This window comes from Bradyrhizobium lablabi (assembly GCF_018131005.1).
In the GTDB taxonomy this organism is placed as follows: domain Bacteria; phylum Pseudomonadota; class Alphaproteobacteria; order Rhizobiales; family Xanthobacteraceae; genus Bradyrhizobium; species Bradyrhizobium lablabi_D.
Map to the genome: position 1 here is coordinate 1 of NZ_JAFCJK010000006.1, position 22,776 is coordinate 22,776.

Sequence of the window (22,776 nt, forward strand, 5' to 3'; positions counted from 1 at the left end):
ATCGCATCGCGCCTGTCCCGCGAACGGCAGGCGCCTGAGCCGCCCGAGACCATCGCCGGTACGCTTGCCTACATGGCACCCGAACAAACCGGGCGGATGAACCGCTCGATCGACGCCCGCAGCGATCTCTACGCCCTCGGCGTCTCGCTGTACCAGATGCTCACGAGCGTTCTGCCCTTCACGGCGGCCGATCCCATGGAGTGGGTGCACTGCCATATTGCCAGAAAGCCGGTGCCGCCAGGGGAGCGGATAAAGAGTGTCCCAGCGCCCGTCTCGGCGATCATCATGAAACTGCTGGCCAAGACACCCGAGGATCGTTACCAGACCGCTGGCGGTGTCGAGCGCGATCTACGGCGTTGCCTTGCTGAATGGGAAGCGCGCCGCCGCATCGATGACTTCCCGCTTGGTCTGCAGGACACGCCGAACCAGCTGCTGATCCCCGAAAAGCTGTACGGACGAGATCGTGATATCGCGACGTTGCTTTCCTGCTTCGATCGCATCATCAAGACCGGTGTGCCAGAGTTGATGCTGGTCTCAGGATATTCCGGCATCGGCAAGTCCTCAGTCGTCGACGAACTGCACAAGGTGCTGGTGCCGCCGCGCGGCCTGTTCGCGTCCGGCAAGTTCGACCAGTACAAGCGCGATATCCCCTACGCGACACTGGTGCAGGCTTTTCAAAGTCTCGTCCGGCCTCTCCTCGGCAAAAGCGACACCGAGTTGGCAAGCTGGCGCCAGGCGCTTCTAGAGGCGCTGGGATCGAACGGGCGGCTCATGATCGACCTCATACCCGAACTCAAGCTAGTCATCGGAGACCAGCCACCGGTTCCTGAGTTGCCGCCACAGCAGGCACAAAACCGTTTTCAACTCGTATTTCGGCGCTTCATTGGTGCATTTGCCCGACCGAACCAGCCACTGGCGCTCTTCCTCGACGACCTGCAGTGGCTCGACGCGGCGACGCTTGATCTGCTGGAGGACCTGTTGCGGCCAGATTTGGAGCACCTCATGCTGATCGGTGCCTATCGCGACAACGAAGTCGCTGCGGCCCATCCGCTAATGAGAAAGCTCGACGCCATCAAGACCGCCGGCGGAAAGGTCGCGGAGATCAAGCTGTCGCCGCTCGCCCAGGAGCACCTTGGGCAGTTGGTTGCGGACGCACTTCGCTGCGAATTAGAGCGCGCTGCGCCGCTTGCGAAGCTGGTGCAAGCGAAGACTGGCGGCAATCCGCTTTTCGCCATTCAGTTCCTGTCTTCGCTCGTCGAGGAAGGATTACTCACATTCGATCATGATGGCGCGCGCTGGTCCTGGGATATCGACCGCATTCACGCCAAGGGCTACACCGATAACGTCGTTGATCTTATGGTCAGGAAGCTCACCCGCCTGCCGACCGAGGCGCAGAATGCATTGCAGCAGCTGGCTTGTCTTGGAAACATCGCCGAGAGCACAGCACTTTCGATGGTCCTCGGGATTCCGGAGGAGCAGCTCGATACGACTCTGTGGCCGGCCCGCCATCAGGAGTTGGTCGAGCGTGCGCCAGGCGCTTACCGGTTCGTCCACGATCGCGTTCAGGAGGCCGCCTATGGGCTGATCCCGGAGCAACTGCGCGGCGAGGCGCACCTTCGAATAGGGAGACTGCTCGCGGCGCGGACATCTCCGGAGAAGCGGGATGAGGCGACCTTTGAAATCGTTAATCAGCTCAACCGAGGTCTTGGTTTGATTACATCGGTCGATGAACGCGAGCAGGCCGCGGAATTGAACCTGGCAGCAGGCCGGCGCGCCAACGCATCGACTGCCTACGTTTCGGCGCTCAGCTACTTTATCACCGGTCGAGGCTTATTGGCAGAGGATTGCTGGGAGCACCGGTGGGAGCTCATCTTCGCACTCGACTTCCATCGCGCCGAGTGCGAGCTCTTGACTGGCGCGCTCTCGGACGCAGAAAACCACTTGGCTGCATTATCTGGTCGCGTCACGGATATGGCTGATCGAGCGGGTGTGGCGCGCCTTGGAATCGACCTTTACCTCACGCTCAATCGGCCCAGCCGCTCGGTCGCCGTCGGTCTCGAGTATCTAAGGTACCTCGGCATCAGCTGGTCGCCGCATCCGACGGATGAGGAGGCGCGCCGTGCGTATCAGCGTGTCTGGTCAGAGCTAGGCCGGCGCGCGACCGAGGAGCTGATCGCCCTTCCCTTGATGACCGACCCGGCATCCCTCGCCGCGCTGGATGTCCTGAACCGGCTCTGTTCGCCGGCACAATACACCGACCTCAACCTCTACACGCTTGTCGTCTGCCAAATGCTCCGTCTTACCTTGGATCGTGGCAACAGCGACGCGTCTGCCGTCGCCTATGCCCGGCTTGGAATGATCGCCGGGCTGCGGTTCGGCGAGTACGAGGGCGCGTACCGCGTCGGGCAACTCGCTTATGAGCTCGTCGAGCAGCGTGGACTATGGCGTTTCCAGGCGGGTGTGTACCTGAATTTCGGAAATATGGTTATGCCTTGGACAAGGCATATCAGAACATGCTGCGAGCTCATTGGCCGCGCATTTAATGCGGCGCAAAAAACTGGCGACCTCGTGTATGCTGGGATCTGCTCCGGGCTGAGGGTCCTGAATCTTCTTACGGTCGGTGATGCGCTTGCCGACATCGAACGTGAAGCTGAGAGGGTACATTGTGGCCACATACAGCTTGGCACCAACCTCGAAATCATCAGTGTGGCACTCGCTATAGTGCGAATGCTGCGCGGCGCGACGGCAAGATTCGGCTCCTTGGATGACGGGCAGTTTGATGAGCAACGAATCGAACGCGATTTCGCGAACACTTCGGACGTGACGGCCGGCCAATGCTTGTATTGGATCTGTAAGTTGCAAGCCCGCTTTATGGCTGGTGACTATGCGACGGCGGTTGATGCTGCATCGAGGGCGCAGCCGCTCTTGAGCATGTCCCTCACGATCATGGAGGCGGCCGACTATCACTTCTACAGCGCCTTGTCGTACGCGGCGTTCTGCGGTTCGATGCCCGCTGGCCAGCGGACGTCGACTCTGGAGGCCTTGGCCCCTCATCACCGTCAGCTCGCCAGCTGGGCCGCGGCCTGTCCGGAAAACTTCGAAGACCGCGCAGCGTTGGTTCGTGCGGAGATTGCCCGGATTGATGGCCGCGTGTTCGATGCCATGAACCTCTACGAGCAAGCCATCCGTTCGGCACAGGCAAACGGTTTTGTCCACAATGAGGCGCTTGCCAAAGAGTTGGCGGCTCGCTTTTACAACGCGTGTGGCTTCGATCAAATCGCGCACCTATATCTGCGAAACGCCCGCGACTGCTACCTGCGTTGGGGCGCGGACGGCAAGGTGCGCCAACTCGATGCGATGGATCCGCGCCTTAGAATGAAAGAGCCCGCACCTGCTCCAACAAGCACAATCGCAACGTCTGTAGAGCACCTCGACCTCGCGACCGTGATCAAGGTGTCGCAGGCCATATCGGGCGAGATCGTGCTGGAGAAGCTGCTCGAAATGCTTATGCGCACGGCGCTTGAACAGGCCGGCGCCGAACGGGGCTTGTTGATTTTTTCACGCGGGGCTGAGCAGCGGATCGCCGCCGAAGCCGCGACCGATGGCGATTTCGTAACCGTTCATCTGCGCGACGAGGACGTTGCTGCGACAATGCTGCCGAGGTCGATGTTCCACCATGTCCTGCGCACCCGAGAAAGCGTTATTCTCGACGATGCGTCATCTCACAATCCATTTTCTGCCGATCCCTACATCGTTGAGGGTCATCTCCGTTCTATTCTCTGTTTGCCGTTAATCAATCAGGGAAAGCTTACAGGCATTCTCTACCTTGAGAATAATCTTACACCCAGAGTCTTTACACCCGATCGCGTCGCTTTGTTGAAGGTGCTTGCATCGCAGGCGGCGATCTCCTTCGAAAATTCGCGGCTTTATCGCGACGTCGCGGATCGCGAAGGGAAGATTCGGCGTTTGGTCGACGCCAACATCATTGGGATCTTCATTGCCGACCGCGAAGGTCGAATTCTCGAAGCCAATGACGCGTTTCTACATATCGTGGGATATGACCGTGAGGACTTGGTTTCGGGCCGCGTGCGCTGGACCGAGTTGTCTCCGCCCGAATGGCGCCAGCGCGACATACTGACTCAGGCAGAACTGAGCTCAACTGGGACAGCTCAGCCCTTCGAGAAGGAGTATTTTCGGAAAGACGGCAGCCGCGTTCCCGTGCTTGTTGGCGCCGCGATGTTTAAGGAAAAAGGTGACAAGGGCCTTGCGTTCGTGCTCGATTTGACAGAGCGCAAGCAGGCGGAAGAGACGCTGCGGGCGAGCGAAGCGAAGTTTCGGGCGGCCATTGACGGGATAGCCGGACTCGTTGCGATCATGGCCCCGAGCGGCGAACTCGAATCCGTTAACAGCCCACTCACCGAGTATTTCGGCCGGACTGTCGAAGAGCTGAAGAGCTGGGGGACAAGCGATGCAGTACATCCTGAAGACCTTCCCCGTGTCCGTGAAGCTTATGGGACGTCGGTCGCCGCCGGTACTCCCTTCCATCACGAACTGCGCCTGAGACGCTCCGACGGCGAATATCGGTGGTTTGAAAATCGCGGCGCCCCAATTCGCGACGAGTCCGGGCGTATCACGCGTTGGTACTGTCTGCTGACAGACATCGAAGATCGCACGCAAGCGCTGGCGCGATTGCAGCAGATGCAATTAGATTTCGCCCACATGAACCGCGTGAGCATGATGGGAGAATTGGCCGCCTCGCTGTCTCACGAAATTCTGCATCCGATCGCTACCGCCCGTAACAATGCCCGTGCAGGGATGCGCTTTTTGGAAATGAATCCGCCAAATCTGGATGAAACCAGGGAAGCGCTCGCTTGCGTTGTCAGGGACACGGACCGAGCCAAGGATATTGTCGGACGGATGCGTGATCACATCAAGAAAGCGCCTTTGCGAAAGGAGAGTTTTGATCTCAATTCGGCTACCAACGAAGTGATTTTGCTAGCACAAAGCGCGATCCGCAGGAACGGCGTTTCGGTCCAAACTCGGCTTGCAGATGGACTGCTTCCGGTTATGGGGGATTGCGTTCAGCTGCAACAGGTCTTGCTGAACTTGATTCTGAACGCGGCTGAAGCAATGGGCTCGGTTGAAGAAGGGGCAAGAGAGTTGTTGATCAGCACCGAGGAAGATCAGACAAGCGCCCTCGTAGCCGTACGCGATTCGGGGCCGGGTATTGATGCGAAGCATCTCGATCGAGTCTTCGACGCCTTTTACACCACGAAGTCCGGTGGAACCGGGATGGGGTTGTCGATATGCCGCTCCATCATCCACGCACATGGGGGCAAGTTGTGGGCGGAAGCGAACGAACCTCGCGGCGTAGTATTTCAGTTCACCCTGCCGGCGGCGTAAGGTCAGGCTTGGCGCAAGGATCGCGATCCGGTATGCCCCCGACCCACCCGGGCTTAAGCCCGGCTGCGTGGTCTCTGCGACGTCTGCATCGCTGCCCGCTCAGCGAGCCCCGAGTTCAGTTCGCGCGGCGACGTTCGGGAGACCCATTGCCGAGGCAGGCCAAGTGCCATCAACGCGGCGGCCACCGCGAGCGCCGCCGTGGCCTTCATCACGCGCCGGTCCGTCTCGACAACCGCATCTGCCAGCGGTCGATACGCTCAGGTAGCTCCACGGCGTCACCGACGAGTGCGGCGTTGAGCTCGCCATCCAAAAGCATCGCAACCAGCCCGTTGGCATCCGCCTCGCGCAGATCGACTCGCAGCTCAGGGATGATCCTGGCGAGCTCCAAGAGCGAGCAATTCAGCGATAAGTGCGGCCGAGACTGACGGCACTAGCCCGATCTTGAGCGGGGCGATTGTTTCCTTTTGACTGCCTCGCGGCAGTACCGCGTCCGCGGCGGCAAATATTTTCTCCAGCGTGGGCAAAATCATCCTGGGGTGATGGACGGAACTCCGATTGAAGATACGGCGAGGTGGTGACGGCAGCCACGGCAGGCAAAAGCCGCCGCGATGCGATCGCATCTGAACTAAGGTCTAGGATAAATGGTTATCGGATAGATAGTCACAGGGAATTTCCCTTTATCCGCCGGCGGCGGCATCCTCCAACTAATTCGCAGTACGCGTTTAAGGCTGCTGTGCTGTGGCACACAGCCTCGGGTAGGTCGCCCGACTCCAGAGTTGGGAGCAATCCCCTGGAAAGAGCAACATGGTGAGCTCGACGTGAGGAGGCGGATGTATGCGACCCATCGCGGCGCACCGTACTGAAATAGGCGGGGCAGTGCTAGTCGGGGCTGCTACGTTCGGCTTTATCCGCGCTCGTTCGACTCACGGAATACGCTGACGTGTTTCAGAACTACGAGAGGTTCATTGGTGTCGCTCAAACATTTGAAGACACTGGCGCGGCGGCCTTCAAAGGGCAACTGCTCAGTTTGAGCGGCACGGGGAGGTGTTCACGACGGTCTTAAGATTCATTCGGTCGAGGAGGCACGCTGCCGAGGTGAGGCATCTGAGTGCCGAAAGGGCCTGGGCTGGCGCGTTCTACAAACCAATGACGAAGCAGCAAGTGCTGGCCGTGGCGAAGCCCTTCTTCGCGCATTGATTGATAACAAGCATTGGCCAGGTATGTCGGCCACACCTCAACTAAGGGCATCAAAATGCGAGCATCTGTTTATCTGGACATTGCCGAGAGAACATTCGGACCTCGTGGGTCTCTTGCCCTTCTCCGCTGGGCGCTTGCGATCGTGTTCCTTTGGTTCGGAGCAATGAAGTTTACGAGTTATGAGGCTCATGGCAATGCGCCGCTCATCGACCACAGCCCTGTTGTGAGTTGGCTTAACGTCGTGTTCGGCGTGCAGGGAGCAAGCGATGTAATCGGTGTGATTGAGCTGTCGACGGCGGTGATGCTTATACTTGGGGCTCTTAATGCAGCCGCGTCCGCGCTCGGGGCGGTGATGTCCAGCGCGACGTTTATCATTACGCTTTCGTTTTTTCTAACCACACCGCGAGTAGCGGAGCCGACCGCAGGTGGGTTCCCGGCGATATCCGCGCCGATCGGGCAGTCCCTACTTAAGGACCTTGTGCTTTTAGCGGCCTCCGTCAATCTTTTGCTCGCCTCGATCCGACGGCTACACCCGTGCGACATACTATGACGAGAGTTCAAGGCGCTTGAGGGCCGTTGTGAGGTTGGCGATGGACTTTGATCCAGTCTTGTTATCCCGATTGCAGTTTGCTTGGGTAATCGGTTGGCACATTTTGCTTCCCGCTCTCACCGTCGGTCTTGCTGCCTACATCACGTTGCTAGAGGGGCTCAACTTTGTAACGGGGCGCCAAGTCTATGTTCGCGTTTCGATGTTTTGGATCAAGATATTCTCGATTTCATTCGGGATGGGCGTCGTGACGGGTATCGTCATGCCTTTCCAATTCGGCACGAACTGGAGCCGCTACTCGGACGCCACGGCAAACGTCCTTTCGCCGCTCTTCGCCTACGAGGGCTTGACGGCGTTTTTCCTCGAGGCCGCATTTCTAGGCGTGCTTTTGTTCGGACGGAAGCTGGTGCCACAATGGGCCCATTTCGTTGCGGCGTTGATGGTGGCGCTGGGTACGTTGTTATCTTCGTTTTGGATATTGGCGGCCAACAGCTGGATGCAGACGCCGGCCGGCTACGAGATCATCGACGGGCGCTTCTTTCCGACGGACTGGCTGCAAGTCATCTTCAATCCGTCATTTCCGTCGCGGCTCGCGCACACGGTGGTGGCATTTTTTATCACCACGGGTTTCGTCGTGATGGGCGTCGGAGCCTATCTGTTGCGGCGTGATAGGTCCGCCGAAGAAGGTCGGACTATGCTCTCAATGACGCTGTGGCTCTTGACCGTCTTGGTACCGCTGCAGATATTCCTCGGTGACCATCACGGGCTCAACACCCTAAAGTACCAACCGGCCAAGCTTGCGGCGATCGAGGCGCATTGGGAAGCCGGCCGCCGCGTTCCGATCACGCTCTTTGCCATCCCCGACGAGAAGACCGAAGCGAATCATTTCTCGGTCGACGTGCCTTTCGTGGGGAGTCTTATTCTGACTCACGAGATCGACGGAGAGGTCAAGGGTCTGAAGGACTTTCCTGCGGATCAGCGGCCGCCGGTCGCGATTCCATTCTTCGCATTTCGCATTATGGTCGGATGCGGCCTCGTGATGCTTGGTATTGTACTACTTGGCGGCTGGCTCCGTTGGCGTGGCCGGCTCGATGACGCGCCGCTCTTTCTCCAACTGTGTCAGCTCGCAATTCCAATCGGCTTCATTGCCGTCATCGCCGGATGGGTCGTGACGGAAGTCGGACGCCAACCTTGGACAGTCTACGGCTTGTTGCGCACCGCGGACTCGGTATCGCCGTCGTTGACCGGCTCCGACCTACTGATCTCTCTGCTCGCCTATGTTGTCGTCTATCTGTTCATGTATCCGTCTGGTGTGCTCCTCATGTGGCGGATCGTGCGGATAGGTCCGGCAACTGAAGAGCCAGACGCGGCCATCGAGGCTGGACGACCCAAGGCCCCGGTCTTGGCCGGAGGACATGTTGGCGTGGGAGACGGCGCATGACCCAGGTCCTCGACTTCGTGCCAATCTGGACACTGATCCTCGGGATGGCGGTGTTCTTCTACGTCTTGCTCGACGGTTTCGATCTCGGTGTCGGCATGCTCTTTGGCTTCGCGCCGGACACTGCCTCCCGAAATACGATCATGAATTCGATCGCACCGATCTGGGATGGGAACGAGACGTGGCTCGTGTTCGGTGGGCTCGGCCTGCTGGCAGCCTTCCCGCTCGCCTTCGCCATCATCATTCCGGCTACTTATTTCCCGATCCTCGCGATGTTGCTTGCGCTTGTGTTCCGCGGCGTCGCCTTCGAGTTTCGCTTCCGCGATGGCGAGCGTAAAACGTTTTGGGATCACGCCTTCTCGTACGGCTCAGGTATTGCGACGTTTGCACAGGGTGTGGTGCTCGGCAGCTTCATTCAAGGATACGAGGTCACGGGGCGGGCGTTCTCAGGCAGCTCATTTTCTTTCTTGACGCCATTCTCGATCCTCACCGGCATCGCCCTCCTGTTCGGCTATGGGCTTCTCGGCGCGGGATGGCTGATCCTAAAAACCGAAGGCGACATCCAAAGCGCGGCTCGTCGGCACGGCCGTGTGTGTCTTGTGGCCGTGCTTGTAGCCATCGCCATTGTGAGCATTTGGACCCCTCTTACAAATTTGGCCGTCGCCGATCGATGGTTCGCTTGGCCAAAAACCCTCCTGTTGGCGCCGGTGCCGATCGCGACCGCCGCCGTCGCGATCGTCACGTGGCGCGCCCTCGGCAACAGCCAGGCTCAAGTCATGCCTTTCGCTGGGGCGATCCTGCTTTTTGTCTTATCCTATTCGGGCATCGCCATCAGCCTCTACCCAATGATCGTTCCGCATCATTTCACTCTGTGGGAGGCCGCCTCCTCGGATCGAACCCAGGCGTTCCTTCTGGTCGGAACACTCGTCCTGATACCCGTGATCTTGATGTACAGTAGTTGGTCCTATTGGGTATTTCGCGGCAAAGTTCGAGCGGACATCGGTTATCACTGAGAGTATCGGTTTGCCGGGTCCCCCGCCTGATCCATGCGGCCATCCACATGTACGGGTTGCGGTGCTTGACGGCTACTTTGTTCGAGTGTCGCAGTGGCGGCGTAAGGCAATGCTGCGCCGCCGGTATTGGCAGCGGTCGGCGATAGGACGCATCGGCGCATGTCCTCGATGTGCGAGCCGGTAACGCCGGTGATCAGTCGCATCCCGCGCCGCGGCGTCAGGTAGTTCCACACCCAGTTCATCGCTACGATGCTGCGATTGCGGAAGCCAACCATATAGTAGATGTGTGCAACGCTCCAGACGAGCCAGCCCAGCAGACCGCTGAGCTTTAGCCAGTGGATTTGTACAATTGCGCTCTTGCGCCCGACGGCCGCGATCGAACCGAGATGGCGGTAGCGAAATGGCGGGAACGTCTTCGACTTGTCGCGAGCAACCAGTAGCGTCGCGACATATTTGCCCTGTTGCTTGGCGACTCCCGCGTCGCCAGGCATCGGCCTGCCGTTCGCGCCGAACATCAGCGCGGCATCGCCGATGACAAAGATATTCGGATGGCCGGGCACCGAAAGGTCGGGCTCAACCTTCACGCGGCCGGCGGGATCGTGATCTGCGCCGAGCCATTGCGCAGCGGGCGTGGCCCTGACGCCAGCAGCCCAAATAATTGTACGGGACTCGATGCGTTCCAAGCCGATCGAGACGCCACTGCCATCGCATTCGGTGACGGCCGTTCTGAGACGCACCTCGACTCCGAGCCGCCCGAGTGAGCGCCGTGCCGTCTCGGAAAGTGACGGGTCAAAGGTCGTCAGCAGCCTCGGCGCCGCCTCGACCAGGACGATGTGGGCGGAACGCGGGTCGATGACTCGGAAGTCCGACGCAAGCGTCCGATTTGCGAGTTCCGCGATAGAGCCCGCCATTTCGACGCCGGTCGGGCCGCCACCCACCACGACGAAATTCAACAGCCGCCGTCGCTCGTCCGGGTCCGACTCCGTCTCGGCGAGCTCAAAGGCGAGCAGAATTCGGCGACGAATGTAGATGGCGTCGTCGATGGTCTTGAGGCCGTGTAAGAACTGCGCCCAGTCACTCCCGAAGTAGGCATGCTCGGCGCCAGTGGCGATGATCAAGTAGTCGAACGGAATGCGGCGCCCGTCGGCCACGACCTCCTGACGTGCGACATCGATGCCTGAGACCTTGGCCAGAATGACCTTGACATTGTCGACGTTGCGAAGAATGCCTCGGATGGGAGAGGCGATGTCGGCCGGTGACAGACTAGCAGTTGCCACCTGATACAGCAGCGGCTGGAACAGGTGATAATTGTGTTGATCCACGACGGTGACGTCGAGCGGCGTGTTCGCCAGCCGTTTGGCGGCGGTTAGGCCTCCAAATCCGGCTCCGACGATCACTACCCGTGAGTGAGACTCTGTCGGGGCCTGAGACATCGCTCCTCACTCACGTTCCATTGACGCCGCTATCAACTCCCTGCCCATCTCCCCATTTGGGGCGATCGCGGCAACCCTGCCATGCTGATAGCCACAGCGTTGACGCCCCTGATCTCTTCATCCGTTTTTTGGGCGAAACGAATCCAAGTGCGCGGGTGCAAGCAGGGCGAGCCGCACTTTCCTGTTTTCGTCGGCAGGCGATGCGCAGTCGACCGCTCCCGAGGGAGTGGCGCGGCCCGCTATCTGCCGGAATACACGGCGAACGGAGATCCAATTCTCCCGAAAAACTGGCGCCATTGTGTTCGTGGGATCGCCACTCACGCCGAATGTGCTCTATGACGGCAAGGCGAACTCCCCTGAGTTTGACAATGTGTACATCTAGCAGGGCTCGTTGGCGATTTACAAGACGGGGAGTTCCATTGCCGTCGACTACGGGAAACGTCCTCTGTGGGATCTGTAAAAGGTGCGTCAAGGTTCAACCTGATCGCCTGGAGGGCTCCGACCCGCGGCTAAAGGACACGCCGCGAAGAAGCCGGCGACGAGGCAGCGGAAGACGGCGTAGCGATTCCGGTGCGTACTTCTAGGCCGACATCGACCTCAACGGAATCTTGCAGAGCTCCTTGCCGTCTTCGTTAGCGACCTCGATGTAGTTGTCGTCGCCCATCATTCGAGGTCTGTCAGTACCTACGTTGCGCGCAAGCATCTTTCCGTAGGCCTCGGCGTCCTTATCGTTCGCGCATTCATGGCCGAGCAGATCACGCGCTGGAACGTTGCCCATCAGATGGAAGAAATATTTCGGCATGGTCGACAACTGCCTGTGATGGCGTGTTCTTTCAGTGTTGTCTCCTGCTTGACGGGATGCTTCGAAGACAAACCAGATGAACGCTCTGCCTCGTTGATGAAGTTATCGAGCAAGCTCTCGTTGTCGCCACGTCCTCGTATTCGTCGGACAATTCGTGCACCCTCCGCATGGCAGCAGCGACCTGCATTCATAAGTTCGCGAGGCATCGCTCGTGGAGCATCGTAGGATTCGTCGGTGTCGGTGATGGTCCGCAGCCTAGCGATCTGTCCAACCGAGCGGATCGTGACGCCGCTAATCTCGCGCACGCGCTCGGCAAGCCGGTCCGTGGTCGCGAGGATTGCGTCGGCCTGCTCGTCCAGCAGCAAATGACGATCGCGAAAATGGCGTCCGCTCATGTGCCCATGAAAGTTCCTGGTTTTCAGGAAGAGCGCGAAGTTGTCCGCAAGAAGACCGTTGATGGCGGCCGAGACCGCATTCACGCCGGCCGTCGACATGCTGCTGAGCGCGTCGAAATCGGCGGCGAAGTCGATGGCTTTGTTCATACCGGGCACCTCCGGGCTTGCGCTTCTACGGTGAGTTGTCCCGCTGGACTCAAGTCGAATTCTCGATAAGGCGGGCGCATCGAAACGATGCCGTCCGGGAATTGCGCGTTGTCTGTCCGGCAGAAGGGCTTCCGATATCGGACACATGCTGGCGTTCCCACGCACGTCTTCGGACGGTGCACCGACGAGGAGATTCTGGCGGAGGCGGCGCAGGAATTTCCGAGCAGCCGGATCGCTATGGACTTGGACCGCATCACCGTCTGATTTCAGGTCGTGGGCGAGTGGCCGGCGTCGAGGCGAGATCAACCTACGACCTGAGGTCTGATATGGGTCGACTCTGGCCTCCGGACGACTGCTCTCCAAAACGTTTGTCTCTCTGAGAGGGGGGACATGCCAGCAACACCAAAGCGATCATTGCTGCTTTCGCCATCACCACGATGCCTTCGGCTGCCATTTAGGTGGCGCCTGGCGGCTTTCTCTGGAATTGTATGTCGCACTTCTTTGCGATCGAGCCTGCTCAATATGGAATAAGCTTGCCCCGCAAGCTTCCATTTTGCCGAATCGAGAGTTAGCAGAAGCCGTCTTGATTGGGCACGGATACCCAGACCGTCGCTGGATCACGTCATGGTGCAGTTCTCAAACTTATCGGCCTGATAGGTTGTCGCTATCGTCCAAGGACCGACGGCAATCGTCTGAGCCTCAGGCGGCCGTCGTGTTGGCCATCGTCTCTTTCGCCACCAGAATCGTGTCGGTTGCCCAGATTATCTACCAATTCTCTATGCGAATTGGGGGCGCGGTCTACCCTTCTCGTGTGGGCGCCGACCGGTTTGGCAATGCTCCGGTGTCTGGCTAGTTCACAGGTCGGTAACGACGGCGCCCAAAAGCAGGGCGCCCATAAGTACTCGCCATGGGGTCTTAGATACGCATTCCGATGAGGCATGGCATCTGAAATTGAAAACGCGCGTGGATCAAAGCGGGCAGGGGAGGTTCTCCGCTAAGGCGGATAGGCACAATTGCCCAACGTCAAAAGCCGGATGATTGCTTTCCAGGTCCGGGGGCGGAGTCGGGCCTGAGCGAACGCAGCGGAGCTTCGGTGAATGCATTCCTGCCCGTGGGCAATTCAGGTGGAGCAAGGCGTCGGCCATCATGTCTTGCAGACGGCGTACTGACGGGAAGGCGAAGGAGCCGAGAGCACGCCGTGCCCTCCGATCGTCTTGCAGAGCGTTTTGGTCTGGCGAGAAGCTGGGCTAGCATTCGAGCTTCATCTCGTGTGGGAGGTGATGGTGTGGTCGGAACGCGAAGCTCAAGCGCGGAAGACCGGCGGCGCGGCCACCCTGGGCGGCGATGGGTCACCGTGGACATGGACCGTGCTGGCATGGGTGGCGCTGCTGGTGGTGATCGTCGTGTCGTTCGCGCCCGCGGTCCCGGTTATCTGGGGCGACACGCCATCCTTCGTGGAATCTGCTTTTCGTACGCTCGAGGCCGCACAGCCGACCGTGGCGGGTGGACGCGACCCGGGCTACCCGGCTTTGCTGGCGGTGACGTTTGCGTTTGGGGGCGACCTCGGGACGGTGGTGCGCCTGCAACAGGCCGCGTGGATCATCCTGATGCTGGCGCTTGCAGCAACCGCCCAGGCGGCGACGCGCAACGCCAGTGGACTTGTGCCGATCATCCTCGTAGCGACGTATCCGGGCCTTCTGCTGTTCAGGAATGTCGTCACCTCAGAGCTTCTCTTTGCGGTTTTCCTCAATCTCGCAATGGCCGGATTGCTCGTTGCCACCTGCGTCGGCAGAACGGCGCGGTGCTACGCGGTCGCTGCCGCCGTCCTGTGTGCTGCGCTCGCGGCGTGCTTCAGATCGCAAGGGGTCTTGGTCCCAATCGTCGCCGTCCTGGTGGGCGCCAGCCTCGCCCGGCCAGACACGTCCGCGCGCGTTGCCGTGGTTGCCGTGTCCGTCACGGCAGCGCTGGGGCTTCTCGCCGCCGGTTCCCGGTTCGCCGCTTCCGCCTCCGATCAAGCCTCGGTCGTGTTCGTCCCCAAGACGCTGTTCTGCAATCACCTGAACATCGTGTTGGCAAGCGATGCGGCGCGACGCGAGATCGTGTCGGCGGCTGGCGCCCGCGCCGACGCCACGATGCTGCGGCTTGCCGCCGACTTCGCCGCTGAGCCGGATCGTTGGCCCATGCTCGGGTTCTTCGGCGACGCGTGCTTCTTCGACACCGCACTGGATCGAGACGTCGCCGGCGATACCGGGAATGCCGTCAGCGCGGCCGCAGGCTACCGGCGCATCTTCCTGGCTGCCGTGCGCGACCGGCCGCTGGCCTACGCGCGCAAGTTCGTCCGTCAGATGGCCTACGGGGCCGTGGTCGCATGGCCGCCCTACGGGCTCGACCCGGCCATACCGGTGTCGACCGACGACGTGCCGCACGTGTTCGACATCATGACGCGGCATGGCCGGGCGGCTCAGCCGATCGATCTGCAAGGCGGACCAGTTCGGATCGGCCTGCTGTCCGATCTCCCAGGCATTTCCGTCCATCTGTACCGGGCCTTGTCCACCGCGTTCGTCATCGCCGTCATGGTCTGGACGGTGACCGCTGTGCGGCGTCGGCGCCCCGGGTTCTTGACGCGCGCAGGTATCGTGATCGTGATGTGGGCGGCTTCGATCGCGACGGCCGCCGCTGCCCACACCCTCGACGTCTGGCGATATCTGGTTCCCTCAGTGCCGATGGTGGGTCTCTTGCTATCCCTTTTTGCCGTCGAACTGGCCGAAACTATCGCAAGCCTGCGGAGGGGCTAACCGCATCATTCGCGAACTCTCGTGCGGAGAAAAGCGCATCGCCCTGGCGCCGCAATGTTGGCGCCTCCTGAACCCGGGAGCTGTCTTGAGATGAAGGCCGTCCGTACGGAGCGAAGCTCGAGACGGGTTCAGTGACATCTCTCTTATTCCGGGGGCCGCAGGGACAAATAAGCGAGCCGTCGCAACTCGCGGCGGCCGCGCGCGACAGTGTCGAGAATCATTCCACTGAAAAAGCTAAGGAAGGCGAGTATCATGAGTCCTGTGGCAAGAAGCGCGGTGGGCAAACGCGGCACTAACCCGGTCTTAGCATACGTAATAGCAAGAGGTGCCGCGATCACGGTCGAGACGACCCCGAGCAACGTGCCAATGATGCCAAAAAAAAGCATGGGTCTTTCAGTTCGAAACAGCGTCAGGATGTTTATCAAGATGCGCCAGCCGTCGCGGAATGTAGAGAGCTTGGACGTCGAACCGTCGGGCCGTGCTTTGTAAGCAGTCACGATCTCGGCCACTGGCATGTGCAACCCCAAAGCATGGATGCTGATCTCCGTCTCTACCTCAAAACCTTCCGAGAGGGCTGGGAAGCTTTTTACGAACCGGCGCGAGAATACGCGATAACCCGATAGGACATCGCTGAACGAGCGACCGAAGATACGCGACAACATTCCGGTGAGGATCGCATTGCCGAGGCGATGGCCTGGCCTAAAAGAGGCATCAGCGACCAAACTTCGCACCCCTACCACCATGTCCAGTTGGCGCTCGATCAACTCCCGTATCATCGTCGGAGCAGCCGCCGCGTCATAGGTCGCGTCGCCATCGGCCATCACATAGACATCGGCATCAATATCTGCAAAACTCCGGCGGACGACGTTGCCCTTTCCTGGCGTCAGTTCGGTTCGAACTATCGCGCCGGCAGCACGAGCTACATCCAGGGTATTGTCAGTCGAATTGTTATCGAAGACATAAATGGCAGCGTCAGGCAAAGCCGCACGAAACGCTGTTACCGTAGCGCCGACGGCCGCTTCCTCATTGCGACAAGGTAGGATTACCGCCACACTTTGTTGCTTCATAGCCGGACCATCGAGCCTGCAGCGCGCGCTCAACCGACAGTGAATAAAAGCTGCCGAGGGCCAGTGCAGGCATCACCACATACAGCTCGGGCTGAACGCTGCTTCGTAGCTCAATTTTTTTTCAACCTGACCTTGTCCCCAGTCTTATCGAGTCTTGACTCCGCCCGGTCGCTGGATTTGCGTTAGCAGCGGAACTTGCGCGGAGCCCTAGCGGCATTCATCACATGAAACTCCTCCCCAGCGTGACGGATCCCTCGCCAGCATCTGGTTCGCTGGGGTCTCGGTAAGGGTGGGATTGGTCACATCGACCAGCAGCACCATGATGCGTGCCTCGGGAAGCAGTTGCCCACTACACGCTACCACGTCGCTGAATAGAGCGCAGCGTTTTGTATCACGGCAGGATTGGCCTCATCAGCACCACGGGCGCGGTAGCGCTGGACAGCTTGTTGCGCCAAATACAAAACGAACTGCCAGCCCTTCCCCAATCAAAGTTGCTCCCACATCCACGTCATTGACTCGGAGCGTTCCGCAGCGACGGCCAAAGTTGCACGCATCCGTGCCTTCCGCCCCCGGCGCACACGAACACGCAGTTTGCTGAAAGTCCGGACGGCCGCTGCTGACAAGTTCGCGGAGGCGCCGTTTGGCGGCTTCACCCTTCTGGCGCTCTGCGTCGCATCGCGCCCGGCTTCCTGTTTCGGGCGCGTTGAATCCCACGAGACGGATGTTCGGCTGACCATCATCCAGACTGATCGTGTCTCCGTCGACGCGTACCGAAATCGAGGAAGGGGCAGGAACCGACTCGGTTGGGACCAACTTGAGTTCAGTAGAAAGCCTCGGCCAAGCTTGGAAGGCTACGAAGCCAATAAGGGCGCAAAGAACGACCAAGCCAGAAGTGTACCGCGAGCCACGCCGCTTCGGTTTGAAGTCGGCGATCATCTTAAACCGCTTCGGATCGGCCCATTTGATTCGGCGAAATTTGTAAACGTTGTCTCGCATACTTAATGATTAGGCGCGGCGCGTTAAATTCGGATGAACCCAGAAAATCCAGGGATTTCGTTCGCCCCAACGCGCGAACCGAACCCGAGGTTTTTCGGCCTTATCGGTCCGCTATCCGTTTTGAAAACATTTTCTAGCTGCGAAAGGCCCGCGCACTCCGTTTGTCCGTACGATGCAATCGCGCCGGAAGGACCCGTTGCTTTCAAAATATTCCTGACAACACTTCAGGTCGACAAGTCGGAGACAAAACTATTTTCGAATGGAGCAGAAGGATCACAGCCAATTTCTCTTTCTCTAATCTTCAATGCGTTATTGCGCCGGTGCTTCGTGCTTCACCCCCTAGAGAGGGGGGTGAAGCGAAGCAAGACAGCACGGTGTTGCTTCAGATCTGCTCCACGTGAAGCACGTGAAAAATCAATGTGTTAGCTTCTTCTTGCTTCACCTTCGCACTCCGTCCGCGAAGCAAGCTTGCTTCACCCATCCGAAGTAGGCTCATCCGCTTCGCCGACGAGTTCTTTAGCTTTGCGGGTCAACTTGATTGGGTCTTTTTCAACGAGACCGTCCTTGAAAAGCTGCGTGATCTTGCGATGCACCTTAGAGGAAGACCAGCCGGTTTCCTCCGCCAATGATCGTTCGGTGACCGCGCCAACTGCGTCGCGAATGTAGACCAACAAGTTGGTGGCATCGTCGTAGCCATCGTTGCGCTCGGTCGCGGGCCTTTTGTCGGTAGGCACAAGCACCACCTGGTCAAGCCAGTCATCCTCCGGTGTATCGAAATCATAATTGGTGCTCGGGATCGGATAGTTGACGAGTTCGAAGACGAGCTCACGTCCATCGGGAGTGTGGCGCGACAACACCAACTCCGCAACCCGTAAGTTTCCATCGCGGCGGACGCGGATAGCAAGGTCGAGGCCGCCATCGAGTGCAACCGATCCGGCACCGCGTGTCTTGGTCCCATGACCAGAGTGGTGCACCACCCCGACCGCGGTCTTGTCTCCACGCATGAAATCGACGCCTTGAATGAACTTCGCTATTGCCTCCTGGTCGTTCATCGCGCCCGAAAAGTTACGGACCAGAGTGTCGATAACGATCATACCCCAGGGTCCGGGACCTCCTGCCAAGGCCTGCTTCACCCCCTCTGGCGAGTCGACCATCACGGAGCGGCCGATCAAACGCCAGTTGTCGGCCAGGTCTGATCGGATCTTTCGCTCGATTTCCGCCTTGTCACCGTTAGAGGCGGCGGCTTCATCGCTTGCGGTTTTTAGGATCCATGCTTCAACCCGTTCGGCGAAGCGGCGTCGTCCGCCTTCCGCAATGATGTAGAGCACGCGGCTCCTTTTCACCTTTAGCCCGGCGAAGTCCCGGCCGGTCGCGATGCAAAGGCCCACGGTCATCATCAAATAGCTCTTACCTGCCTTCGGATCGCCGAAGACTTGGAAGAACGCACCTTCCGGCACTAGTTGCTCAATGAGGTACGGCTGTTCGGGCTCCCCCATAATATCGGCGTGCGTCTCGTGCCTGTATAGGTTCACGGCTGTTTGCTTTGTTCCCGCTTTTGCCATCTTCGCGGCGCCATCAATGTAAGAGAAGTCATCTCCAAAACCCGAGTCGATCTCTGCCTTCACCTTGGCATTGATACGCGCAACTTCTTTGCGCGCGTAAGCCTCGGGATTGTCGCGTTCGAGCGCGCGTTCGCTGATGGCAAAACGGGGATCCGTGAGTATGCCTACGATTTCCTCGGATGAAACGCCGGAGCGCAGCATCCCGCGAACCGCGGCATACACCCAACTTGAGCGATCGTTACCTTCGCCTTTTTTGGGCTTGCCTGACCGACCCGTTGCAATGATCTCGTTGGTGCGTTCGTCGAGATTCAATGCATCGAGGTCGTCAACCCGCTCAATGGCGCCGATGCGATCCTCCGCCGATAGATGTCCCGCGATGTTCGTGCGAGGAAATACGTCTATGCTGTGCACGGCGCCCGTGCGCATGAGAAACTCGCTTGCGCGAACGGCCTTGAAGCCTCTCTCGCGTTTTTGTCGGTTCGGCAAATTAATGGTGCACGGGATACGCAAGAGGCGGTCGACGTTGTGCGTGTGGTCCCCGCCCAAAGCCTCTGCAAGACCCGCGCCTGCAGCCTCGGCATCACTTTTCGACACCGATGCGTTGAGTAGCCAAAGTGCTGCGAGCCCATTGCCGCTTGACCAGACGAATGACGGCGTAGCCACAGCTCCAGACTTCAAGCTTGCCAAGTGCCGATTGCGTGCGTCATCGGCCGACTCTCCTTCGGTACGATCAAGGTCGGCGTGAAGGTAGACAATCTTGGCAATGTCTTCCTTCCTCGATTTTCTGGGCGTCGAGGAGCGGGGAATATTCGGCTCGAAATAGAGGTTCGTGGACCCATCGTTTGCCTGGATCCACCGCTTCAGTTGCGGTTTATCGGCGGGCATGTTGAACACGCGAAAGCTTGGCGCGGCGCCCTCGCGGATGGCAGCAACCTTCAGCAGCCCAGTTGGGCGGATCTCCGCCAGGGCATTCGCCGCCAGTGCAGCGTTCGCTTCTCCGCTTGGCGAAGGGAATGGTTCAGCGCCAGGGGCTTCACTTAACACCTTCATGAAGCGATCTCCGCAATTTCTTTGTCGTATTGCAAAATCAGAGATACTTGCTCTTTGCTCCACGCCACATACCGTGACCAAATGTCAGCGAGCAACGCGGCATCGAGGTGGTGATGCCCGAAATAAGTAATGAACTGGCAAAACGATACGAAAAGCTCCGGCATTGCCCGATAGCGCTTGTCCGATGCGACGCATCGCAGATAGTCGAGCGCGTGCTGGCACGTCTCATCGGGTGAGCGGGCCTCTTTGAGGAATTGGCGAAAGCTCGGCGCTTCGTTCGCGTGGACCGAGAAAGGGGAGCTCGCCTCCTCCTGCTCTGGCAGCCATCGCACAGGAAGGCGCTGACGCGAGAAGACCAAGAATTGGCGTCGGCCTGGGTCCAAGATGCTGGCGTACGCCGCCGGGGGAGCGTTCGCGTAGAGACCCATGTCCGCGGCCAAACCCAAGAAGCCATCAAGGTAGCGGCGATCTTGAGGCAGTGGTTGTGACGCAAAGGCCACCGGCACGCCGCGTTCATCCACAAAGAGCAATGGCTCGTAGACAAGACCGCGGACTTGCTCGCCCCAACAGTTCGGGGCGACCGCCTCGAGCTCGTGCCAATGCAACCATTCTGGCTCGAATTGCCAACCATTGTAGGCAGCGAACAATTGCGCGGCAGTCTCTTTGAGGGCCTCCGAACGCCATATCGCCCCCTTGGGGAGACGTGTCGACCGGCCGCTTTGCTCAGAATTGCTCCGGAAGATCGATCGCAATATCTCCCGCTGAAGCTCTTCGTGATGATGGTTCCAGCTCATGATTTGGTTGCTCCTCGCAAGGTAAAAGCTGCTATGACGACGCTAGGTGGTGCTGGCGGCGCCATCAGAACGGTACGTTTTTCGAAAGCGCGCGGGCGGACCACTGCGGGGCCCGCATCAGCGGAATACGCCGCTGCGGTTTTGCGCCGCAGCCTCATCGTTCGGACGCAGCGACGAGCGTCACGGTCTGACATGGTTGCAAGCATTAGTTCGGGATGGAGCACCCAATCTTCGTCCTCAGTGCCCGCCAACAGAAGTAGGGTGCGCGCGATAGCCTCAGGTGCAAAGCTCCCGGGATGGCTCATCTGATAGTGTTGAAGGCCCGTGCATACCATGTACGCCAATGGCTCGGACCACTCCGATTGAGCCAAATTCAAGTGGAACGCCCACCCGTTCTCCAGCCAAAGGCGCGTAAACGCCATTGCAGTCGGTGAAAACTCCACCTCATAAAGCCAACGCAAGCGCTCGATGTCCGATTCAAAATCAGGATTGGCGCTGCGATCACGGGTGAGAGCGAAGTCTGCTTCGACGTCGGCCGCCAGCCAGCGGGAGGCGAATGCGGCGTCTCCAGTGGACGGACACTGCACGACGACGAACGGATCCTGGTCGGTGCAAATAGACATCTCAGTGACCTCGCAGTTCCTTAGAGGGGATGGTTCGCGACATCTCGATTTTCTCAATCACCGAAACGGTCCGAAATGCGCCTTCTTCCGTCATGGTCGTTAGGAGCGACTCGGGATGCATGTAGAAATCCTCGGCGCTGGCCAATCGAAGTAGTGCGTTCGCGATTGTTTTAGGTAACAGTACAGTAGGGCGTGTCATCCGATAGTGTTGGCCGAAGAGCGTGAAGAGCCCGATTCCCTCAAAATAAGCGAACGCTTCGGCCAATCCGGATTCGAATAGGTTCACCGAAAATGCGGGCCAGCCATTTGTCCAAAGCGAGACGAACTCCAAGGAGGCCCAAGAAAACTCGACAGCGTGGACGTACTCCAATCCCGCGATTGCGCGCTCGAAATCGGGGTGGGATTTGCGGTAACGCGTGAGAATGTGGTCCGCTTTGGCCGCATCGGCCAACCATCGGGACGCAAAAGCCGCGTCGCCACAAGGCGGGCACTCCACGACGAGGAAGGGGACCTTTACTGAATGCATGGACATAGCGTGCCTCAACAAGTTTCCTGCGGACCCATCGCGCAGTCCGGTTGTTCGATTGCGGTGCGAAGATGCTTGCGCAGTGCGGGCCACCGGCTTTCGATGAGCTGTGAAACTAGGTCATGCCCAAGCCGCGTATGCAGCTCGCGAGCCAGACGAAGCGTGCTTTCATCATTAGCCGTCGTCGGTGCTTCGGTAGTTTCTTTGTCGGTCTGGGACGCCGCCAGGATCAAACTGATGATTTCTAGTTCTGTGGGAACAGCGCCTGACTCGAGCATGACCAACACGCGAGCCACCACATCGGGCAGCGTTGAAGGTTTTGCCAACCGATAGAGCGCCGCGGGGTTCAAAAGCGAAACGCTTTCGCTTTTGTCGGCAAGTTCGGCTGCTCGCATGTAGTTTTGTGCCGTCCGGATCGTAAAACCGCATTCAGCGACGACCCATTCGCCGAACTTGCCATGTTCCAAATGGTCTTTTGCATCGCGAAGCGCTTCGCCGATCGCGATGATGGATTTGCTTGACGACCGCGAGTGTCTCCGCACCTGCTCAGCAAGAGCGCGCAATTGACGGTCGGTCGTCGTTTCCTCCGGACGAGGCGCAGGACGGTCCAAAAGGATGACGTTCGAGGTTTCAGGGTTGGACATCGTTTTCACTTTCAAGTTTTCCACCCTGGCGCGGTCACGATCGCACCGCGCATTCGCAATCGTACGCTTCTAGCTCGCTTTCCAGCCAAGAACGCCGACTTGAGCCGAACTTGTAGGGACGCGGAAACTTCGGATCGTTGCGAAGCTTGCGTTCAAGCCAAGTGCGGGTTCGGTCGTAACGTTCTAGAACTCTCGGTGTTGATAGATAGCGCTTTGTTTTTGTACCAATTGACATGGCAACACCTTTCGATGTTGGACGAGGTCCATTCCGCGATTTTGGGAGTCTCTCTACAAGGAAGCCCGACGAATTGCGGACGGAGAGTCCCTCACACTGAATTCAGGCC

Annotated in this window: 15 protein-coding genes; 5 read left to right on the top strand and 10 right to left on the bottom strand. The window is 59.1% G+C overall.

Going from position 1 to position 22,776, the window contains the following annotated elements; all coding sequences use genetic code 11:
* On the top strand, window positions 1-5,403 hold a 5,403-nt coding region (locus JQ553_RS18740; RefSeq protein WP_212501495.1), incomplete at its 5' end, for an AAA family ATPase.
* A gap of 208 nt (window positions 5,404-5,611) precedes the next feature.
* Here JQ553_RS18740 and JQ553_RS34510 read toward each other — a convergent pair.
* Complete coding sequence (locus tag JQ553_RS34510; protein ID WP_249144416.1) at window positions 5,612-5,791, bottom strand: hypothetical protein; 180 nt, start codon at window positions 5,789-5,791, stop codon at window positions 5,612-5,614.
* 822 nt (window positions 5,792-6,613) lie between these two features.
* Between JQ553_RS34510 and JQ553_RS18750 the strand changes: the two genes are divergently transcribed.
* Genes JQ553_RS18750 through cydB form a run of 3 tightly spaced genes read left to right on the top strand, consistent with a single transcriptional unit; the run spans window position 6,614 to window position 9,598 of the window.
* Window positions 6,614-7,150 carry a YkgB family protein gene (locus tag JQ553_RS18750; protein ID WP_249144417.1) on the top strand — a complete coding sequence of 179 codons (537 nt, stop codon included), beginning with the start codon at window positions 6,614-6,616 and terminating at the stop codon, window positions 7,148-7,150.
* 40 nt (window positions 7,151-7,190) lie between these two features.
* Window positions 7,191-8,588 (top strand): cytochrome ubiquinol oxidase subunit I, encoded by a 1,398-nt coding sequence (locus JQ553_RS18755; protein WP_212501496.1) that lies wholly within the window; start codon window positions 7,191-7,193, stop codon window positions 8,586-8,588.
* Entirely contained in the window at window positions 8,585-9,598 is a 1,014-nt protein-coding gene (gene cydB / locus JQ553_RS18760) for a cytochrome d ubiquinol oxidase subunit II (protein ID WP_212501497.1), read from the top strand. The genes JQ553_RS18755 and cydB overlap by 4 nt, the downstream gene beginning before the upstream one ends.
* On the opposite strand, the gene JQ553_RS18765 is transcribed toward cydB, so the two are convergent.
* The 3 genes from JQ553_RS18765 to JQ553_RS18775 form a co-directional block, all read right to left on the bottom strand.
* Window positions 9,592-11,031, bottom strand: coding sequence for an NAD(P)/FAD-dependent oxidoreductase (locus JQ553_RS18765; RefSeq protein WP_212501498.1), 1,440 nt, complete (start codon window positions 11,029-11,031; stop codon window positions 9,592-9,594). The two genes, cydB and JQ553_RS18765, sit on opposite strands and share 7 nt — an antisense overlap.
* Window positions 11,032-11,611: 580 nt before the next feature.
* Complete coding sequence (locus tag JQ553_RS18770) at window positions 11,612-11,833, bottom strand: DUF6894 family protein (protein ID WP_212501499.1); 222 nt, start codon at window positions 11,831-11,833, stop codon at window positions 11,612-11,614.
* The gene (locus JQ553_RS18775; RefSeq protein ID WP_212501500.1) at window positions 11,809-12,375 is read right to left on the bottom strand and encodes a Dps family protein; all 567 of its coding nucleotides are present in this window, start codon (window positions 12,373-12,375) and stop codon (window positions 11,809-11,811) included. The genes JQ553_RS18770 and JQ553_RS18775 overlap by 25 nt, the downstream gene beginning before the upstream one ends.
* A 1,283-nt stretch (window positions 12,376-13,658) precedes the next feature.
* On the opposite strand from JQ553_RS18775, the gene JQ553_RS18780 reads away from it, so the two are divergent.
* Window positions 13,659-15,170 (top strand): hypothetical protein, encoded by a 1,512-nt coding sequence (locus JQ553_RS18780; RefSeq protein ID WP_212501501.1) that lies wholly within the window; start codon window positions 13,659-13,661, stop codon window positions 15,168-15,170.
* Window positions 15,171-15,313: 143 nt separating this feature from the next.
* On the opposite strand, the gene JQ553_RS18785 is transcribed toward JQ553_RS18780, so the two are convergent.
* The 6 genes from JQ553_RS18785 to JQ553_RS18810 all read right to left on the bottom strand — a co-directional run bounded on the left by JQ553_RS18785 (window position 15,314) and on the right by JQ553_RS18810 (window position 22,441).
* Complete coding sequence (locus JQ553_RS18785; protein WP_212501502.1) at window positions 15,314-16,237, bottom strand: glycosyltransferase family 2 protein; 924 nt, start codon at window positions 16,235-16,237, stop codon at window positions 15,314-15,316.
* A 1,469-nt stretch (window positions 16,238-17,706) separates the two neighbouring features.
* Entirely contained in the window at window positions 17,707-19,845 is a 2,139-nt protein-coding gene (locus JQ553_RS18790; protein WP_212501503.1) for an AAA family ATPase, read from the bottom strand.
* Window positions 19,842-20,639 (bottom strand): hypothetical protein, encoded by a 798-nt coding sequence (locus JQ553_RS18795; protein WP_212501504.1) that lies wholly within the window; start codon window positions 20,637-20,639, stop codon window positions 19,842-19,844. The genes JQ553_RS18790 and JQ553_RS18795 overlap by 4 nt, the downstream gene beginning before the upstream one ends.
* Entirely contained in the window at window positions 20,636-21,262 is a 627-nt protein-coding gene (locus tag JQ553_RS18800; protein ID WP_212501505.1) for a hypothetical protein, read from the bottom strand. The genes JQ553_RS18795 and JQ553_RS18800 overlap by 4 nt, the downstream gene beginning before the upstream one ends.
* 1 nt (window position 21,263) lies before the next feature.
* Window positions 21,264-21,794, bottom strand: coding sequence for a hypothetical protein (locus JQ553_RS18805; protein ID WP_212501506.1), 531 nt, complete (start codon window positions 21,792-21,794; stop codon window positions 21,264-21,266).
* A gap of 8 nt (window positions 21,795-21,802) precedes the next feature.
* Window positions 21,803-22,441: a DUF3102 domain-containing protein gene (locus JQ553_RS18810; RefSeq protein ID WP_312015174.1), complete on the bottom strand. Its 639-nt coding sequence runs from the start codon at window positions 22,439-22,441 to the stop codon at window positions 21,803-21,805.
* Window positions 22,442-22,776 lie beyond the last annotated feature (335 nt).